This window comes from Dictyobacter vulcani (genome assembly GCF_008974265.1).
Classification (GTDB): Bacteria; Chloroflexota; Ktedonobacteria; order Ktedonobacterales; family Ktedonobacteraceae; genus Dictyobacter; species Dictyobacter vulcani.
Map to the genome: position 1 here is coordinate 3,217,555 of NZ_BKZW01000001.1, position 18,243 is coordinate 3,235,797.

14 protein-coding genes and 1 pseudogene are annotated in these 18,243 nt (G+C 49.4%); 10 read left to right on the forward strand and 5 right to left on the reverse strand.

Going from position 1 to position 18,243, the window contains the following annotated elements; genetic code table 11:
• The first annotated feature begins 257 nt into the window (after positions 1–257).
• The 4 genes from KDW_RS13560 (at position 258) to KDW_RS13575 (ending at position 5,646) form a co-directional block, all read left to right on the forward strand.
• A complete protein-coding gene (locus tag KDW_RS13560; RefSeq protein WP_151756448.1) occupies positions 258–2,702 on the forward strand; it encodes an endonuclease MutS2 in 2,445 nt (814 codons plus the stop codon).
• A 272-nt stretch (positions 2,703–2,974) separates the two neighbouring features.
• Complete coding sequence (locus KDW_RS34925) at positions 2,975–4,081, forward strand: lytic transglycosylase domain-containing protein (protein ID WP_151756449.1); 1,107 nt, start codon at positions 2,975–2,977, stop codon at positions 4,079–4,081.
• Positions 4,082–4,243: 162 nt separating this feature from the next.
• Positions 4,244–4,681: a hypothetical protein gene (locus tag KDW_RS13570; RefSeq protein WP_151756450.1), complete on the forward strand. Its 438-nt coding sequence runs from the start codon at positions 4,244–4,246 to the stop codon at positions 4,679–4,681.
• A gap of 38 nt (positions 4,682–4,719) precedes the next feature.
• Positions 4,720–5,646 carry a transposase gene (locus KDW_RS13575; RefSeq protein WP_162005212.1) on the forward strand — a complete coding sequence of 309 codons (927 nt, stop codon included), beginning with the start codon at positions 4,720–4,722 and terminating at the stop codon, positions 5,644–5,646.
• 44 nt (positions 5,647–5,690) lie between these two features.
• Here the strand turns inward: KDW_RS13575 and KDW_RS13580 are convergent, their stop codons facing one another.
• A complete protein-coding gene (locus tag KDW_RS13580; RefSeq protein WP_151756452.1) occupies positions 5,691–5,966 on the reverse strand; it encodes a hypothetical protein in 276 nt (91 codons plus the stop codon).
• A gap of 266 nt (positions 5,967–6,232) precedes the next feature.
• On the opposite strand from KDW_RS13580, the gene KDW_RS13585 reads away from it, so the two are divergent.
• From KDW_RS13585 to KDW_RS13595, 3 genes are all read left to right on the forward strand, one after another.
• Positions 6,233–7,192: a sigma-70 family RNA polymerase sigma factor gene (locus KDW_RS13585; protein WP_151756453.1), complete on the forward strand. Its 960-nt coding sequence runs from the start codon at positions 6,233–6,235 to the stop codon at positions 7,190–7,192.
• Between the two features lie 152 nt (positions 7,193–7,344).
• Complete coding sequence (locus KDW_RS13590; protein WP_151756454.1) at positions 7,345–7,650, forward strand: hypothetical protein; 306 nt, start codon at positions 7,345–7,347, stop codon at positions 7,648–7,650.
• A gap of 185 nt (positions 7,651–7,835) precedes the next feature.
• Positions 7,836–8,051, forward strand: coding sequence for a carbon storage regulator (locus KDW_RS13595; protein ID WP_233097690.1), 216 nt, complete (start codon positions 7,836–7,838; stop codon positions 8,049–8,051).
• A gap of 242 nt (positions 8,052–8,293) precedes the next feature.
• On the opposite strand, the gene KDW_RS13600 is transcribed toward KDW_RS13595, so the two are convergent.
• Positions 8,294–9,442 (reverse strand): inositol-3-phosphate synthase, encoded by a 1,149-nt coding sequence (locus KDW_RS13600; protein ID WP_151756455.1) that lies wholly within the window; start codon positions 9,440–9,442, stop codon positions 8,294–8,296.
• A 489-nt stretch (positions 9,443–9,931) separates the two neighbouring features.
• Between KDW_RS13600 and cysC the strand changes: the two genes are divergently transcribed.
• Together cysC and sat are read left to right on the forward strand one after the other, a co-directional pair.
• Positions 9,932–10,486, forward strand: a complete 555-nt coding sequence (gene cysC, locus KDW_RS13605; RefSeq protein WP_151756456.1) for an adenylyl-sulfate kinase — start codon at positions 9,932–9,934, stop codon at positions 10,484–10,486.
• A 59-nt stretch (positions 10,487–10,545) separates the two neighbouring features.
• Positions 10,546–11,718, forward strand: coding sequence for a sulfate adenylyltransferase (gene sat / locus KDW_RS13610; protein ID WP_151757363.1), 1,173 nt, complete (start codon positions 10,546–10,548; stop codon positions 11,716–11,718).
• Positions 11,719–11,776: 58 nt separating this feature from the next.
• Here the strand turns inward: sat and KDW_RS13615 are convergent, their stop codons facing one another.
• The 3 genes from KDW_RS13615 to KDW_RS13625 form a co-directional block, all read right to left on the reverse strand.
• Entirely contained in the window at positions 11,777–12,700 is a 924-nt protein-coding gene (locus KDW_RS13615) for an NAD-dependent epimerase/dehydratase family protein (protein ID WP_151756457.1), read from the reverse strand.
• Positions 12,701–12,808: 108 nt separating this feature from the next.
• Positions 12,809–13,609, reverse strand: coding sequence for a GspE/PulE/PilB domain-containing protein (locus KDW_RS13620; RefSeq protein WP_151756458.1), 801 nt, complete (start codon positions 13,607–13,609; stop codon positions 12,809–12,811).
• Between the two features lie 187 nt (positions 13,610–13,796).
• On the reverse strand, positions 13,797–14,753 hold the full coding sequence (locus KDW_RS13625; protein ID WP_151756459.1) for a hypothetical protein: 957 nt from the start codon (positions 14,751–14,753) through the stop codon (positions 13,797–13,799).
• A gap of 945 nt (positions 14,754–15,698) precedes the next feature.
• Here KDW_RS13625 and secA point away from each other — a divergent pair.
• A pseudogene (secA, locus tag KDW_RS13630) lies at positions 15,699–18,140 on the forward strand (preprotein translocase subunit SecA); the annotation flags it as partial.
• Between the last annotated feature and the right edge of the window lie 103 nt (positions 18,141–18,243).

Sequence of the window (18,243 nt, forward strand, 5' to 3'; positions counted from 1 at the left end):
ACCTGTGCGTTTGTTGTTCTCCCATGGTTTGAAATGAGACAGGATACTTTTTTCTGAGAGAAAGCACACTTGTATTGCATAAAATAATGCCGCACGCATTCTCTCTCTCCTATCTATTTTACTTTGAATATTCCGAAATTGTTAGACCAGGCACTGCTTTTTTTAGTGTTAAAGCACCTGTGTATGTATGTAGAGAAGAAAAAGCTGCGTCGAGCGTTGACGCAGAGCTGTGTTAAAGAAGGACCCAAGACGAGATTATGCACGAGAAAAGTATACAAACGCTAGAGTTCCCTAAAATCCTGGCTAAAGTGGCGCACGAGGCGTCTTTTTCGGCCAGTAAAGAACTGGTGCTGGCCCTGGAACCCACTATCAATATTGATGAGGCCCGCCGCCGTCTGGCTTTTACCTCTGAAGCCACGCGCTTGATTGATTTGAATTCGGATATCGGGGTGCGTGGTGCCCATGATATTCGTCCCCTGCTCGCTCGTGCCGCTCGTGATGGCGTTTTGCACCCGAGCGATCTGGTGGAGGTTTTAGCGACGACACGCAGCACATTGTATGTGGCGCGCGCGCTGGATAAATTGGATCCAGACACATTTCCATTACTATCAGCACTGGGAGCTGATATTCCGCAGCGCCCACAGATCGTACGCCGCATTGAGGAGACCGTAAACGACGATGGGGAAGTGCTGGATACTGCCAGTGCCACCTTACGGAAACTGCGCTTTGATATCCGTGGTGCCAACCAGCGGCTGCAGGATCGTTTGCGTACGCTGGTCCATGAGTTTGGTTCTGCCCTGCAAGAATCAATTATTACGACCCGCAATGATCGCTATGTGGTGCCGGTGAAGGCTGATTATCGTGGACAGGTACGCGGTATTGTCCATGATCAATCCTCCAGTGGCGCGACCCTGTTTGTTGAGCCAATGGTTATTGTTGAGCTTAATAACAAATTGCGTGAACTCCAGATCGAGGAACGGCAAGAAGTTGAGCGTATCCTGCGCGTTCTCTCGGCTGAACTGGGTAAAGAGGCTGAACCTCTCAAGCTGGCGGTTGAATTACTGGCCGAGTTTGATCTGAATCTGGCCAAGGCGCGTTATGGTCGCATGACCCGCTGTACGCTTCCCAGATTGAATGAAGAGGGTCGCATCGATTTACGCAATGCCCGTCATCCACTTCTGACCGGGAAGGTGGTGCCGACGAACTTTCATATCGGTCGCGACTTCTTTATGGTCGTGATTACTGGTCCAAATACGGGTGGTAAGACCGTGGCCTTGAAAACCGTTGGTTTGTTGACCCTGATGGCCCAGGCGGGATTGCTTATTCCAGTGGATGATGATTCGGAGATCTCGATCTTCCAGAACGTCTTTGCTGATATTGGTGATGAGCAGAGCATCGAGCAGAACCTCAGTACCTTTTCATCCCATCTCAGTCGCATCATCGAGATTTTGGGTAGCATTGAGGATGCTCGCAAGCGTAGCAAGCCAGATTTACGCGGGAAACTCGGCGCGGAAATAGCTCAGCGTGAAGCCCGACCGCTGAATATGCTGGTACTCTTTGATGAACTGGGAGCCGGTACTGATCCCAGTGAAGGCTCAGCCCTGGCGCGGGCGATCCTGACCTTCTTGCTGGATCGGCATGTAACCACTGTCGCAACGACCCACTATACCGAACTCAAGGCTTTTGCCCATGAGCAGAAGAATGTGGTTAACGCGTCGGTTGAGTTTGATGTTGAGACGCTTTCGCCAACCTATAAGCTAAGTATTGGCTTACCGGGACGCAGTAATGCACTGGCGATCGCCCAGCGGCTTGGTCTGGATCAGCGGATCATTCGTGGTGGTCGGCGTTTCCTGGGCAGTGCCGGGGTGCGGATGGAGAATCTGCTGGAAGATCTGCAGAGCGAGCGTAAGGGCGCCGAGGATGAGCGTTTCCATTTAAATATGGAGCGTGTCGAGGCTGAGTATCAACGCAAAAAACTGGAAGAGGAGCGGCATAATCTTGAAGAGGAGCGTGTGCGTATTCTCAATGAGGCGCGTGCGCAGGCTCGACGTGAATTGGACGCTGTGTTGAGTGAGTTGTCCAAAGTACGTGTGCAGGTGGATCGTGGTCAGCTGAACCGTGAGCGACTCAACGAAGCTCGACAGCGGGCTCGTGACCTGGAAGAGAAAGTCGTGCCCGAGCCCGAGCCACAGCGTAAGCGGGTGGTGGAGAACGTCGAGAAACTGGATGGCCCACTGCAGATTGGTGATACTGTCCGGGTCCTGAGCTTTGGTCAGAATGCGGATCTGGTTGGCCTCTCGGCGGATCATAATGAAGCCGAGGTCCAGATGGGGGCACTACGTTTCCGTGTCAATGTCAATAACATTGAGCGCATCAGTAAGCGTAAAGCGGCGGCGGAAGAAAAATATACTACGCGTACCAGCGCCGTTAAGTCTGATCTTGTAGAGCGCGAGCCTGTTGGACTGCAACTGGACATCCGTGGCTGGCGTGTTGAGGACGCACTGGAGGAATTAGATTCCTATCTGAATGACGCGATCCTTTATGGCATGGTCTCCGTACGTATTGTGCATGGCAAAGGGACTGGTGCGCTCCGTGCTGCTGTCCGTGAAGCCCTGACCCGCCATCCATTGGTCAAGTCATATACTACCGCCCCACCACAGGAAGGTGGCGACGGCGCAACTATCGTCAAATTAAGTGCCTGATCACCTATCACAAAGGGATAGTAAGGCACCTGATAAAGCGGAAAATAGCAGAGATACTCGTCATTCGACATTACTTTCGTCGTATGGCGAGTCTTTTTTTTTTCGTATTTAGTACTAAAAATATGCGCATAGTGGTTATAAGGTCCTGTTTTCCAGACCCGGATTTGACCCACTGGCAGCATTTTAGCTAAGCTGTCAGTAGTGTGTAACAAATAGCATGGTTTATCACTGTGACGCGCACTGAATACATCGAAGGTGGTTAGAGTACAGCAATGTCTCAGTTTCAATCAATGCGAACCCTGAAGAAGAACCCACCAGGAGATCCTAGTGCCCATACTCTTAAAGCAAGGCCTGACACCAATGCCAATGTCACGCACAGCACGCTTGCTGAACCAGAGACGAGGCCAATGCCTGCCCGGAGCGCGACTAACGCTTCTGGCAATATGTGGTACCAACGTGGATCTGGTGGTTCCTTTGAGAGTGGTCAGTACACAGGTGGGCCAATGGCTCAACCGATGCCAGAGCGACATACCCCACCTCTGGGCTTCAAACGAATGCCAGAGACCGGGGGGCAGCGCAATCTGCCTGCGATCAGGACGACAAGACAGCTCAACCCACATTCTATTTCGATTCCGTTGAGCAATTTTCCCGTTACGTCTACGCAAGATCTTTCCCCGGTTGTTTATCAGGGTAAGAAACCATTGGTGATTCCTGGCACCAGAAATAAAAAGCGTATGGCGCATACTGATGCACTTGAGTTGCATAATGAGCATCACCTGAAGACCCACATGCGGCATGGCCTGGTGGTGCTGGCAACGCTGAGTACCTTTTTGATGATGATGTTTTCCCTGACACCCATCGGCCAGAATCATGGGGCCGGTGTAATCGGGTTATTTCAACAGGCATCAGTCAATCCGAAGGATATCAATATTTTAGCGCACCGCCCGGGTGGCAACATGGGGGTTATTGGTTTTAATGATCCAATGAGCGCTGATAAAGCGACATATGTTGCGTTAGCTCGTGAGGATGCCGTGAAATATGGCATCAGCCCGGATCTCTATCAACGGCAGATCCAGCAGGAGAGCCATTTCGACCCCAATGCTTATTCGGATGCCGGGGCGATCGGTATCGCGCAGTTTATCCCTGAAACGGCCGCTGAAATGCATTTTGATCCACATGATCCGGTAGCATCATTGGATGGTGGCGCACACTTTATGGGAAACTTAAATAATTACTTCCACGGGGATTATGCCAAGGCTCTGGCGGGCTATAATGCAGGTCCAGGGGCGGTAGATCTCGCTGTTAGCAACTGCGGTGGTGCCTGGTTATCCTGTATGGACCCGCAGGCACAGGCCTATGTGTACATTATCGAAGGTTAACTATCCTCAGGGAAATATGAGTCATCCCGAATTTTTGAGGAACATTTCTAGCCGGAAAGAAAGAGAGAAAACCGGAAAAGTAAGAACTAGGCAAAGAGGGGTCTCCTGAGTTAAACTGTTAAAAATTCAACTGACAGCAAAAAACCAGGAGGCCCCCAACTCATGCCATTTCAGTATGACATACTTCAACCCGAGGAACAAGATGCGCAGAGAGCATCACAGGAATTAGCTCAATTGCTTGAAGAATTTCTTATGCCACTTTTGATTGTGCTTGATAGGCTGATAGATAAGAGGTTAGTGCGAACGTTAGTACAGGTATGCGTTGCAATTATTCGTTTCAGAAATAACAAGCAGGGACTACTTTTGAGTGAATTAGGTTCCTACCTCGATGGATATGCGCAGCAATCAAAAACAGCGACTGCTGGAACGAAGAGAGTGGGAAACCTGCTTCGCTCCATAAAATGGAATTTTTTGCAGATAGATCACTATTTACTAGAAGAAGCTGATAAAGAGGTGACACGTATGAGAGAACAAGGGAAAAGGATTATTTGCCCTTGGGATGAGAGTGTCATAGAAAAAGCGGGGAAAGCGAGAAATTAGAAGGAATCTGTCCAGTAACTTCTAGTAAAGCGAAAAGATTGCAGCGCTCAAAAAAAGGTATGGTCTTTAATTTTCCGCCGAAGAAAGCGATTACAGTGGCAGGAATGCAGTGGACAGCAGCATTGATCATAGGAATGGAAGGAAGGGTAAAAGTAGCGGTGATGAGCTGGTGGACCACCAGAGGTGATGATGCGACAAAGTTAAGAGAACAACAAGAAAAGTTATTGAGAAAAGTTGTTCGGAAATGGGGGGATCAGCTCCTTCACATATTTGATCGTGGAGCAGCATCAGGCCCTTGGATACAAGTGTTACAGAAATTACGTGTGCGTTTTGTGATTCGCTGGAAAAAAGGGCATTTCTTTTTCAATGAGAAAGGGGAAAAGAAGAAATTATGGCAGATTGGATTACATAAAAAGTATTTATCTCATAAAGAAATACGTGATAGCCATACTGGTGAAAAGATGCCTTGTGATGTTTGGTGGGCGCCGATATGGCATGAGCAATACGAGTATCAACTTTATCTCGTAAAAGTTCGCGTGAATAAGAAAGTCTGGTATCTGGTAACTAATGAGCGTATTCGAACTGCAGAGCAGGCTTGGGAGATTGTTTTTGCTTATCGGAGACGTTGGCAAATAGAACTCGTATTCCGCTATGGAAAGAGTGAGCTGGCGATGGAGAGTCCGCGTTTGTACGCGATGGAAAACCGACTCAAGCTGTTAGGTATCGTGACACTTGTTTATGCTTTTCTCCTCCATTTACTCACTCCTATCCACGGGGATCTTGTTGAAATGATCTTGCATTTGAAGTGCAAAAGAACCGGAAAGCGATGCAAAAAAGCTATTGCACCGCTTTACCGCTTACGTTGGGCGATCAGCCGTCTGTGGGACGACTATCGTCCAAGCCTTGGCTACCTTTTGGCTCCCAATATCCAGACATTACAGTCTTTGTCAGATAAAAGGTGTTAGAAAAGCATCCCGAAAATTCGGGATGACTCATACCTTTTTTTTCCTTAATGGTCGCTCACAATACCATGTTCATAAAGCCACTTCGCAAAATGCATACGGTAATCCTCTGTCACACGCTGACGCATCTCCGCATTTTCATATAAATGTTCACGTAGATTGAGTAGAGTCACAGCCTCTTCCCATTGAAAACCACTATCCAGGAGATAGTCTAGTAACAACTGGTCTGTACCGGTTCCTGGATTATGCTGTTTGGTTTCAAGTTTACGAGCAAGGTGCTTTGGCTGGTCGGTAAATCCGTCTGGCGGTGGCATATTTCGCATCGCACGTCTCCTCTATTCATCAGCTCTTCATCTGCTGTATAGTGAACGGCACCTCTCCGCATCCGGCCTCCCCATTTCATTGCTATACCTTCTTCTATCGGCCCCAGATTGGCTCAACAGTACCCTTTATGACTTGAGGACTCTTGCAGGAACAATCAAGGGACCTGTGTCAATATTAAGAATGCTTGCTTGCACGCTACACTCTACTCAACAGTGGCGGGGAATGTGTGGTGAAAAAATGTTTATGCAAAAAAGGGGTGTGTTGTATGGGTACAGATGCTGCGGTGGATGTAGAGATACTCTGGGCTAAATATGTTGAGCATAAAACCTCTGAACTTCGCAATGAATTAATCACAATCTATGCTCCACTCGTCCGATTTGTGGTTGGACGCCTGGGAATACCCCCGACGGGATTATTAGATGCGGAAGATCTTGTCAGCTATGGTATGATTGGCCTGATTAATGCAATTGATCGTTTTGATCCTGGCCGTGGTGTACGCTTTGAAGCATTTGCTTCGGTACGTATTCGCGGTGCAGTGATTGATCAACTGCGTTCTCTCAACTGGTTGCCCCGATCAGCGATCTCACGGGTGCGCCAGGTTGAAAGTGCATTGGCGGTACTGGAGCAGCGTCTGGGGCGACCTGCCAGGGAAGATGAAGTAGCAGAGGAAATCGGGGTTTCGACAGAACGTTATCGACAGATGCTTCTGGAAATGAATGCCACAGTACTCTCGCTTGATGCTCCCCTTGGTTCACTCCTCCAGGATGACGAAGTAACTTCCCTCTCTGAACTGCTAGAAGATCAAAGCTCTCCTGGCCCGGTTGAACAGGCTGAAAAGCAGGAATTGACTGATGTTCTGGGAGGGGCGATAGATCATTTACCAGATCGTGAAAAATTATTACTGGCTCTGTATTACCAAGAAGAATTAACGATGAAAGAGATCAGCAAAGTCTTAAGTGTCTCTGAATCGCGTGTCTGCCAGTTGCATATCCAGGCGGTCATGCGGCTGCGTAGTACCTTACATGCCTATCGTTTGGATGAAGTAGGGCAAGTGGAAGCGGTTAGCGCGGGAACGGGTCGAAAAAAGTCAGCAGGCGATGCTAAGGGAAATATTGCGCAGAAAGGAAATGCAAATTCAATCTCTCCTACCTATGCAGGCCAGGAAACAAGAAAATCGAAGGCACTATCAGGAAATGGGACACGTGGTCGCAGGAAAATCTCTTGAGACCCCTCCATACCTGAGCTGACGGGGACCTATTGAACGCGAATAACGGGTCCGATACTATGGAGTAGATGGTAGTGGGTGAATGGATGAGCGGAAAAAAATGGAACGTCTGACGCTAATTCGACGTGTTTGCTTATAGGGGAGTCGTTTCCATGAAAGTCGGTAGTGTGAGCTCACAACTATACCTGGTTGGTGCGCGGCAGAGAAGACGCACCAACAAATCAGCCCGAGGGACGGTGCAGTCTCTTTCCTGGGTGGATCAGGTGGCTCGTGTCGCGCGTCTGGTTGTGATACCATGGCCAGTCACCGTACTACAGTCGGTATCAGAAGAATATTCGATCCAGATCGAAGAATTGCGGGGGCGTATTCAAATTGATACCTATGTTGTTGATAGTGTTGCCCTGGCAAGGTGTATACTAAGAAATGAAACCCATTTTGTCAGTATATATCCAGAGTAATAGTATCAAAGTAGCCAGGTTCGCTCTACCCACTGTGTTATCCCTTTGCGTCTATGAAAAGTGGCATGTCGACCCGCATTTGCTACTCGATCTTCTAATGCGGTCACGCTGAAAGAGGCGCCCTTGCTAATGTTAGTCGCGGCGCAGGGACGCTTAGGCTATGCTTCTTATGAAGGGAGCTTTACATGCTTGTTTTGCGACGAAAAGTTGGTGAAAGTATTGTGCTTGCTGGGGTGATCAACATTTCAGTGTTGGCTGTCGAGGGCGAGCGCGTAAAAATAGGAATAAGCGCGCCTCCTGATGTGACTATTGTACGTGAAGAACTTTTACGAAACACTAGCACCGACCCGGCAACAAATCCCAATACTCCTACGCCTCCAGCCCAGCCACAACCTCGCTAGTGACGCCTGTATCATCGCGTTTTCTGGCGGCAACCACTGTTTGACTCCTTGAGTGGGATACGTGTTTCAGGGACGTGGGATTGGGAGATAGGCGAAACGATACGAGCTGTGTTGAAGTGGTATGGAAGCTCAGACTGTCCTGTGTATATCTTTTCACAAAGCTTTCATAAGGACGTTATCTGTACGTACCCACAATTCTGTGGGTACGTACATTTTTTTGCTATTTTTTTGCTGTTTCAGCTTTATTCAATTGGACTTTCGACCTTGTGTCCATTGGCATGTTCTGCGGCTGGAGCAGGAACTTCACCTTTGGTGTCGTGGTTAATGAATGTTTCGGTTGCCTCACGTGCGATGTCGTCATGATGTTGGATGGGTGGTGATTTCATCAGATACGCGCTAGGGCCTTCGAGGGTGCCGCTGATACCACGATCCAGGGCCAGTTTGACCAGACGTACAGCATCAATCACTACGCCCGCCGAGTTTGGAGAGTCCCAGACCTCAAGTTTCAGTTCAGCATTGAGTGGAACATCACCGAAGGTACGGCCTTCCAGGCGGATATAGGCCCATTTGCGGTCCTTTAACCAGGCCACATAATCAGATGGTCCGATATGCACATTGTCGCTGCCGATCTCATAATCCAACTGGCTGGTTACGGCGTTGGTCTTACTGATCTTTTTTGACTCCAGGCGGTCGCGCTCAAGCATATTGTAGAAGTCGGTATTGCCGCCCACATTCAACTGCATGGTGCGTTCCAACTTCACGCCACGTTCGCGGAAGAGGCGAGTGAGCATGCGGTGAACGATGGTTGCACCAACCTGGCTCTTGATATCATCACCAATCATTGGCAGACCAGCCTCTTCAAAGCGTTGCTGCCAGTACTTCTCACGTGCAATAAAGACCGGCACACAGTTTACCAGGCCAACACCTGCCTTGAGGATCTGCTCGACATACCACTTGGTAGCGGTCTCTGAGCCGACGGGCAGATAGTTGATGACGACATCAGTTTTGGTGTCCTTCAAAATCTTGACGATATCATCGGTCTGGCCGGGAGCCTTGGTAATAATCTGGGATAGATACTTACCCAGTCCATCATGGGTCATGCCGCGATACACTTTGACACCCATTGGTGCTACATCGGCGAAGCGATAGGTATTATTTGGCTCGGCATAGATGGCCTCTGCCAGATCTTTGCCGACTTTATTTTTATCGATATCGAAGGCTGCGGTAAACTCGATGTCGCGAATATGATACCCACCGAGATTGACGTGCATCAATCCTGGTACGAAATCCTCTTCCTTAGCGTTCTGGTAGTATTGAACGCCCTGTACCAGCGAGCTGGCGCAGTTTCCCACACCGATGATCGCGACACGAACCTTCTTATTGTTTGCCATAAACGTTGAAACTCCTCTACGAAATGTCTATGTTGTTCAAGCCAGAAAGACAATCTCTAAAACGATGAAACCCGTGGAGATGAATACTCCATGTGCAGAATTTTATGCCCATCGCTTAAAAAAAGAGTGCATCTCTGTCCAGATAAAGCTCTCGATTGTACTTACGGAACATGAACAAAAGATAATGCTGCGTATAACTATACCCCCAATCAGTGGTAGATTGCTACTTTTTTGCCATATATATTCTGACCATATGAAATGTGACTGGCGTTGCTATTTTGACCGCTAAATGCCGGTTCTAATGGCATAAAACAGAAAATGATGGTATTTAATTGCAACTAGTGTTACAATTAAATACGAAACCCCATCCTGAATGGATGGGTAACTGCACCCAAAACGGTCGTGAACGATCTAATTTGATCCAATCTGATTGATAGGCAAGGTATCAATCTACCCTGTCTAGCTTTTTTGACAAAGGAGCAACTCATCATGGCGAACGCTGGTTTTACTATCTGGTTTACCGGTCTATCTGGTGCTGGTAAGAGCACCTTATCTGAAATTATCGAGCAGCGCCTGCGCGCTCGGGGCCGCAATGTTGAGGTCCTGGATGGGGATATCGTACGGACACATTTAAGCAAAGGACTGGGATTCAGCAAAGAGGATCGCGATACTAATATTAAGCGTATTGCGTTTGTCTGTGGTTTGCTGACACGCAATGGTGTGATCTGTATCTCTGCGGCTATCTCGCCTTATAGCGAGGCCCGCGAATGGGCACGACAGGAGATCGGTAATTTTGTTGAGATCTACGTGAAGTGTCCTCTCGATGTTTGCCGCCAGCGGGATGTGAAAGGTCTGTATAAGCTTGTTGATGAGGGTAAAGTCAAAAACTTCACCGGGGTGGATGATCCTTATGAGGCTCCAGAAAATCCTGAACTGGTCATTGAGACCGACAAAGAGACCATTGAGGAAAGTGTCGCTCGCATTTTCGCCAGATTGGAAGAGCTCGGCTATCTTGATTCTGTTGAGTCCGCAGTTCGAGTCTAAATGCAGAGAGTGGTATGTCCAGACATGGCATATTTTGTAGCAAAGGGAAAGACTGAATGATGGCAAATGGTTTAATCACGCCTCATGGTGGGGAACTGCAGATTACTCTGATCAAGGAGTCCGAACGTGCGGCTCTGGTCGAGCATGCACAGGGATTGGTTCAACTGGAGATAGGCTCACGACAACTGGCGGACCTGGAGATGCTGGCGATCGGTGCGTATAGTCCCTTGCGCGGCTTTATGACGCGGGCGGATTATCTGAGTGTGGTCAATACGATGCATCTGAGCAATGGTCTGCCATGGTCGATTCCCATCACGCTGGCTGTCACCAACGAGCAAGCAGCTGAGATTCAGGAAGGTTCCGAAGTGGCTCTGGTTAACGCTGAGGGCGTCCTACAGGCTATTCTGCTGGTGCAAGAGAAGTTTGGCTATGATAAGACCTTAGAGGCCCGACAGGTCTATCGTACGGAGGATGAGGCCCATCCAGGCGTACATGTCGTGTATCAACAGGGAGATGTGTTGCTGGGTGGACCCGTGCGCGTGGTGGCGCTACAACCACAGACCTTCGAGCAGTATCGCTATACGCCGCAACAGGCACGGGCACAATTTGCCTCGCGTGGATGGCAAAAGATCGTGGCTTTCCAGACGCGTAATCCGGTCCACCGAGCCCATGAATATATTCAGAAGTGCGCCATGGAGACTGTAGATGGCTTGTATCTGCATCCGCTGGTAGGTAATACCAAAGGCGATGATATTCCCGCCGATGTGCGCATGCGCTGTTATGAGGTACTGCTGGAAAACTATTATCCCCAGGAGCGGGTGTTATTGGGAGTTTTACCGGCGGCTATGCGCTATGCAGGACCCCGCGAGGCGATCTTCCACGCCTTGCTGCGCAAGAATTATGGTTGTTCTCATTTTATTGTGGGACGTGACCATGCCGGGGTGGGCAACTACTATGGTACCTATGATGCGCAGCACATCTTCGCCGAGTTTGATGCCGCCGCACTGGGTATCACGCCGATGTTCTTTGATCACACCTTCTACTGTAAGGTCTGTGATGCCATGGCATCCAGGAAAACCTGTCCCCATGGTAGTGACAAGCACATCATCCTGAGCGGAACGAAAGTACGCCAGATGCTGCAGGCAGGAGAAGTGCCACCGCGTGAATTCTCACGTCCCGAGGTCGCCAGTGTCCTGATTGACGCCATGCGCCAGCCTGTCTCCCAGGCATAAATAAGCGAGCCGCAAGGAACGCCTAACGCTAGTCTCCTTGCGGCCCTGTTTGTCTGTCCTACTGGCGGAAGAAATCCAGCGTAGCTTTGGCGCCATCCTCGAAGGCGATCTGAGGTTTCCAGGATAGCAGGCGCTCGGCTTTACCAGCATTAAAGAAGGCCTGATAGATATCACCTGGTCGTCTGGGCGCTTTGGTGATTGGAGCTTCAAAGCCAGTCAATCTGGCGAGCGTCTTATAGATCTGATTGACCGAGACGGGTTCTCCAGTGCCGATACAAAAGATCTCATTCTCACCGCGTTGAATGGCCTGCACATTGGCTCGCGCCACGTCGCTCACATAGATATAATCCTTTTTCTGCTCCCCATCCCAATCGATCCTCACCCCTTCATGTGCCAGGAAGCGTTTGGCGAAGATCGCGATTACCCCTGCTTCTCCATTGGGATCCTGCCGTGGTCCATAGACATTGCCATAACGCAGGACTGTAAACTTGAGTCCATGGGCATCATTCCAGTAGCGCAGATAATGTTCCGCGCTCATTTTCGTAATGCCATAGGGTGATTCAGGACGCTGCGGCGTATCCTCATCGAGTGGCAGGCGTACCGGTGTGCCATAGGTTGCTCCCGATGACGCAAAAATAATCTTTTTGACGCCGACCCGGGTACACTGCGTTAAGACGTTGAGCAGGCCCAGTATATTGACCTGAGCATCGAGTTGTGGATTTTTTGTTGAGACGGCAACACTATGCTGGGCGGCATGATGATTGACGAGATCTGGTTTGAAGTCATCAAAGATGCCTACCAGGGTTGCTTCATTGGTGATATCGGCCCGATAAAAGCGAGCTTTGGGATTGATGTGGGCAGCGTGTCCACCACCCTCTTCCCACAGATTATCGACAATGGCGACCTCATGTTGTTCAGCAAGATAGTGATCGGCAATATGGGAGCCGATGAAGCCTGCTCCGCCAGTAATCAAGATACGCATAGCTCAGACCTTTCCTGTGTGTGTGGCAGGTCATAAGAGATCAGCAACAATGCCAATCAGGTATGCCCACCTCTTCACACTGCATTATAGCAAAGGTAAAGTCCGCTATCAAATAAATTGTTCTAATGCTGTTTTTAAATCCTGTATGGAGGTGATAACAGGAAAAATCTGTAACCCCGTTTCTTGCTGTAAGCGGCTTAAAACCTGATTGTCGCGTGGATTGGCCATGGCTACGGTTAAGGTATTGCGTCCACGACCGAGGGGATAGCAATGGAGTTCCTGTGCGAGGGTGGGAGGGAGGACTTGCAGCAGTGCGGCTGGTAGTTTTTGGGGTAAAGGTGAGAGATAGGGAACGCCGAGCTGGCGGGCTTGCAGCGAAAGATCCTCAGACTGGACTGTTTCCAGTTGCTCTGCCTGTACTTCAAAGAGCACTCGCTTTTCCCGGGCAGCCAGAATGCAGGTTTGCAGATCGGGCGATGTTTGGGGATAAGCGCTATACCCAATGGCGATGGCTTTGGGGCACAGGATATCTTTCTCGGGAGCATTGTGTACGCGCCAGAGCAGTGCTTCCCATAGTCTTTCTCTGACAATAGTTGCTCCATGTAAATCCGCCCCCGAGAGTAAAAAATAAAGGGTGGTCTCATGGACAAAGACCTGATCTGTCTTGCGCACCAGGCGGTACAGAGGTTCCAGATAATATGCGATACTTTGTTGGATCTGTTGGGGTTCGCTGGCGTGTGCGTTACTTTTGGAGTCGAAATACAATGGCAATGTAAGCAAGGCCATTGTAGATATATTGTTATTAAGCAGGCATTGCATCGCGGTTGCTACATCTTGAGCTTTGTTCAGAAGCGTAAATGGATACTCAATGGATGGAGATGCAGGAAGTAATTGAGCCTTCTTGCACATAGTGTGACTCCTTAAATATAAATGACTGAATATTAAAAAGCAATCGTGAACGCCGCTCACTCGCGGCTAGCTTCGCTCACACGATTGAATGGCATGATATATTGTCAATAATCATACGGCGTGATGGCTAAAAAACGAGCATGATTATGGTTATGATTTTGTTAAGACGTTGTTTATACGGTTGAGATCAATATAATGTGTCTGTTTGCCTGTAATGGCTACTCACTACTTGTAAGGCTTGCCGTAAGCTGTCAACATGGTTAAGCAAAAGATCGCTATACTGCATGAGATTGAGCAGGTGGATGGTTGCCGTTTCATCATCGCCGCGAGATACGGCATGAAATTCTGGCAGGATGGTGCTGAAAATGGTCTGGATACATTCCAGCATCAAAGGCAGTGTGGAATCGATAGAAGAGAGCGTGGGATCAAGCAGTGGTAGGTCTGCGAAGAGCGCTGAGAACGACACGCTTTCCTGTTGCTGTTGCCAGTTTTGTAGTTTACCTGTAATGACGTGCAGTGCCTGCATCCACTGATAATAGGTACTATCCGGGATAAGGGCCGCTTCGATCGCCGCCAGGACCACCGTACGCTCTTCGTCCTCGCCTTGTTGGGGCAACTGTTTTTTGATCTGTGCGGCCCCATAGAGACTGCAACTACGGTCCAATGCTTCCAGTACGGTACCAGCCGAGATCAACTGCAATTGTAGTAAAGGAAGCAGCCGTTCGAGTAAACTCTCGATATCTTGTAGCAGGGTATTCATACGATAGAAATAAGCAGGATCCGTCTGGTCGAGTGGAGGATTTGTGCATAAAGTGAGTTCTGGCAGTAACTGGCCAAAGAGGAGGTAGGCCTGCTCGAACAACTGACGGAGACTAAATTCCAGTACCTCAATATCGGTGGCCGCAATACGGCTGGCAAAGCAACGTTGCAGACGTCCCAGAACGATCTCCAGTCCATACCTGTAGCTTGTTTCATGTATAATGGATTGTATTCGCGTTGGAGTTATCAACGGAACCTGCGAAGGCCGAGGTCTGGCTGGTGGCCGTGAAACGAGAGGTTTAGCTGGTGTCCGTGAAACGAGAGGCCTGACCGGAACATCATCGGCGCGCTTCAAGGCAATCTTTCGTGTATGCTGGCTTTTCATATCCTTCCTCCACACTTCTACATGTTGTTCCTTTTTCTATTGTACCTGAGCAGCATATTGTGTCCTCGGGAATGATAGAATGTAGCCAGGTGTTATAATGAGTGATAGAAAAAACTCCCAACGTCCATATCTTATTAATGCCTATCTAACCAACAGCTATGCAACTGAAAGAACCCACCTTCGTACTATGAAAGAATGGTATAATGGGTTGACACCGCTATTTGGCATGCATCAACGATATAATCCAATACAGCAAGACTGATAGTACAGTATCAGCGCCGGTCAGTAGGAGAACAAGCACGTATGCAACTGCTAGGAAAAATCCTGGGCGATCCCAATAAAAAAGAACTGAAGACCATCCAGCCTCTTATCGATAAGATTGAGCAGCTGGAGCCTGGGCTGCAAAAATTATCCGATGAGGAACTGGCTGCTAAGACGGTAGAGTTGCGCTCACAGCTTGCTCTCTACCTCAAAGGCGGCATGGTACTGGAGAATGAACTGGTAATCTTGTTTCGCGAGGTTCTGCAAAAAGTAGAGCCACAGGCTGAACAATGTACCGATGAGCATCTCCATCTGACAATTTCAGAGCCGCGCCAGAAGATCGATCGTAATGATCCAGAACACGAACTAAAAAATCATTTACAGGAGACGCTTTCCGCCTGTTTTGAGAAGGCGTATGAAAATCTTTCACCTTACCTGAATAATCTGCGTACCGCTCAGGCCTTGAATCTCGCCGAGCAGCATCAGCAATGGCCCGATGAGAATAGCGATCCTAAAAAAGCGATCATTGCGCTCCTTACCGAGGTTGAACCAGACTTGCAAGAAGTCGATGCCGATCAGCTCTCAGAATCCTTTGATGAGCTCTGGACTGCGTTTGAGCAAGCTCGTGGGACCTCATCGGGTACCCGTGACGAGAGTAGTACGCAGCGCCTGGGCCAGTTTTTTATGGATTTCTGGCATAAAAACCAGGAGGAGCTGGTCGCGATCAAAGCCGACAAGATCGACGATTTGTTACCAGCCATTGCCAAGCGCTATAACAAGCAGGGCAAAACACTGGATGAGCTACTGCCTGAAGCCTTCGCCGTGGTCCGTGAGGCCAGTCTGCGCCGGATCAAGATGCGCCATTATGTGGTGCAGTTGATCGGTGGCGTGGTGTTGCATCAGGGTCGTATCGCAGAGATGCGTACTGGTGAAGGTAAAACGTTGGTAGCGACCCTCCCGGTTTATCTGAATGCCCTTACAGGTAGAGGTGTGCATGTAGTCACGGTTAACGATTACCTGGCACGCCGTGATGCTGAATGGATGGGCCAGATCTACAAGTTCCTGGGACTCAGCGTTGGTATTCTCGTTAACGCGGTGGATGCACAATCACCGGAACGCCGGGCGGCCTATGATGCAGATATTACCTATGGTACCAACAACGAGTTTGGCTTCGACTATCTGCGTGACAACATGGTCACTTCCCTGGACCAGATGGTGCAGCGTGAACTGAACTATGCCATCGTTGACGAGGTTGATAATATCCTCATCGACGAAGCCCGTACCCCATTGATTATCTCGGGCCAGGGTCAGGAATCCACGGAGCTGTATGCACAGTTTGCGCGCTGGTCGACCAAACTGACTGTTGGGGATGACTATTCCGTAGAAGAGAAGACGCGCTCCGTGATGTTGACCGAGTCCGGTATCGATAAGATTGAGAAGCTGGCCGGCGTAACCAACATCTATGAGGAAGAGAACCTCGACCTGACGCGCTACATGGAAAATGCTATTAAGGCGCAGGTCATCTTTAAGCGGGACAGAGATTATATCGTCAAAGATGGTGAGGTGATCATCGTCGATGAATTTACTGGTCGGCAGATGCCAGGTCGCCGTTATAGCGAGGGTCTGCACCAGGCTATTGAAGCCAAGGAAAACGTCAAGGTTCAGCGTGAGAATCATACGCTGGCCACGATTACCTTCCAGAATTTCTTCCGTCTGTATAACAAGCTGGCGGGTATGACCGGTACGGCCCTGACCGAGGCTGAAGAGTTCAATAAGATCTATAAACTGGATGTCATGGTTATTCCAACCAACAAGCCGACCCAGCGTGAGGATTATGCGGACCTGATCTATCGGACGCAGGAGGCCAAGTATAATGCGGTGGTTGAGGAGATCAAAGAACGCTACGAGTTGGGCCAGCCCGTACTGGTCGGTACAACTTCGGTTGAGACTTCTGAGATGCTGGCCAGTTTGCTTGAGATGCAAGGGGTTCCCCATCACGTCTTGAACGCCAAGCACCACGAGCGGGAGGCCCAGATTGTGGCGCAGGCCGGTCGCAGTGGCTCAGTTACTATCGCCACCAACATGGCTGGTCGTGGTACCGATATCCTGCTTGGTGGCAATCCCGCTGGCTACTTCGATAGCATTCTGCGTAAACATGCCGAACAGGTAGACTATATCCATGAAATGCCAGCGCGTAATGACGATGAGCGCCAGGAAAAAGAAGAGGCCATCCAGGAATATATCGCGAACATGACCGAGTCCGAGAAGGACGATCTCCTGAAGGCCAAAATCAAAGAATGCGATCTGGATCATGAGCATGTGGTCGAGGTTGGTGGCCTGCATATTATTGGTACTGAGCGCCATGAATCGCGCCGTATCGATAATCAGTTGCGTGGTCGTGCCGGTCGTCAGGGTGATCCGGGCTCCTCGCGTTTCTTCCTGGCCCTGGATGATGAACTGATGCGCCGCTTCGCTGCCGATCGGGTGTCCGCAATCATGGAGCGCGTCGGAATGGACGAAGAGACTCCTCTTGAGAGCAAATTGGTCTCCCGCTTCATTGAGCGTGCGCAGACCAGTGTTGAAGGCTACAACTTTGACATGCGTAAAAACGTCGTTGAATATGACGATGTTATTGCGAAACAGCGTGAAGTCATCTATGCAGATCGCCGTCACGTCCTTGAGCATGGTGATATGCACGAGCGCATCCTGGGTATGATCACCAATGAAGTCGGTCGCATTGTCGATGGTGCTTTCCCTGGTCCGGTTCTGACCGAGGAAGAGCAGTTAGAGACCCTGTTTAAATCACTGGAGACCTGGGTTCATATTCCCGATGATCTGTTGCCTGAGAATATTCATGCCGTACGCCGCGATACCATGAAGCAGGATCTGATTGATCTGGTGCTTGAGCATTATGAGCAGCGTGCTAAGGAACTACGTCAGCAAGCAAATGAGCAGGGTGTCGAGAACTTTGATCCGATCCGTGAGTTTGAGCGGTCCTATCTGCTCCAGGTTGTAGATCGCTTGTGGATGGATCATATCGACGCACTGGATGTCATGCGTGCTGGTATCGGTTTCCGCTCTGTAGGTCAGCGTGATCCACTGGTAGAGTTTAAAAATGAAGCCTATCGTATGTTTGATGAACTGAAAATAGGCATTCAGCACTACACGGTAGATTCGTTGCTTAAACTGTTGCGCAATGACGTTACCATCACTTTGGAGCGACCAGAGC

What these genes read in the sequence shown, in the direction of transcription:
- KDW_RS13560 (WP_151756448.1), top strand. Translation starts at nt 258, where the DNA reads ATGCACGAGAAAAGTATACAAACGCTAGAGTTCCCTAAAATCCTGGCT.
- KDW_RS34925 (WP_151756449.1), top strand. Translation starts at nt 2,975, where the DNA reads ATGTCTCAGTTTCAATCAATGCGAACCCTGAAGAAGAACCCACCAGGA.
- KDW_RS13570 (WP_151756450.1), top strand. Translation starts at nt 4,244, where the DNA reads ATGCCATTTCAGTATGACATACTTCAACCCGAGGAACAAGATGCGCAG.
- KDW_RS13580 (WP_151756452.1), bottom strand. Translation starts at nt 5,966, where the DNA reads ATGCGAAATATGCCACCGCCAGACGGATTTACCGACCAGCCAAAGCAC.
- KDW_RS13585 (WP_151756453.1), top strand. Translation starts at nt 6,233, where the DNA reads ATGGGTACAGATGCTGCGGTGGATGTAGAGATACTCTGGGCTAAATAT.
- KDW_RS13590 (WP_151756454.1), top strand. Translation starts at nt 7,345, where the DNA reads ATGAAAGTCGGTAGTGTGAGCTCACAACTATACCTGGTTGGTGCGCGG.
- KDW_RS13595 (WP_233097690.1), top strand. Translation starts at nt 7,836, where the DNA reads ATGCTTGTTTTGCGACGAAAAGTTGGTGAAAGTATTGTGCTTGCTGGG.
- KDW_RS13600 (WP_151756455.1), bottom strand. Translation starts at nt 9,442, where the DNA reads ATGGCAAACAATAAGAAGGTTCGTGTCGCGATCATCGGTGTGGGAAAC.
- cysC (WP_151756456.1), top strand. Translation starts at nt 9,932, where the DNA reads ATGGCGAACGCTGGTTTTACTATCTGGTTTACCGGTCTATCTGGTGCT.
- sat (WP_151757363.1), top strand. Translation starts at nt 10,546, where the DNA reads ATGGCAAATGGTTTAATCACGCCTCATGGTGGGGAACTGCAGATTACT.
- KDW_RS13615 (WP_151756457.1), bottom strand. Translation starts at nt 12,700, where the DNA reads ATGCGTATCTTGATTACTGGCGGAGCAGGCTTCATCGGCTCCCATATT.
- KDW_RS13620 (WP_151756458.1), bottom strand. Translation starts at nt 13,609, where the DNA reads ATGTGCAAGAAGGCTCAATTACTTCCTGCATCTCCATCCATTGAGTAT.
- KDW_RS13625 (WP_151756459.1), bottom strand. Translation starts at nt 14,753, where the DNA reads ATGAAAAGCCAGCATACACGAAAGATTGCCTTGAAGCGCGCCGATGAT.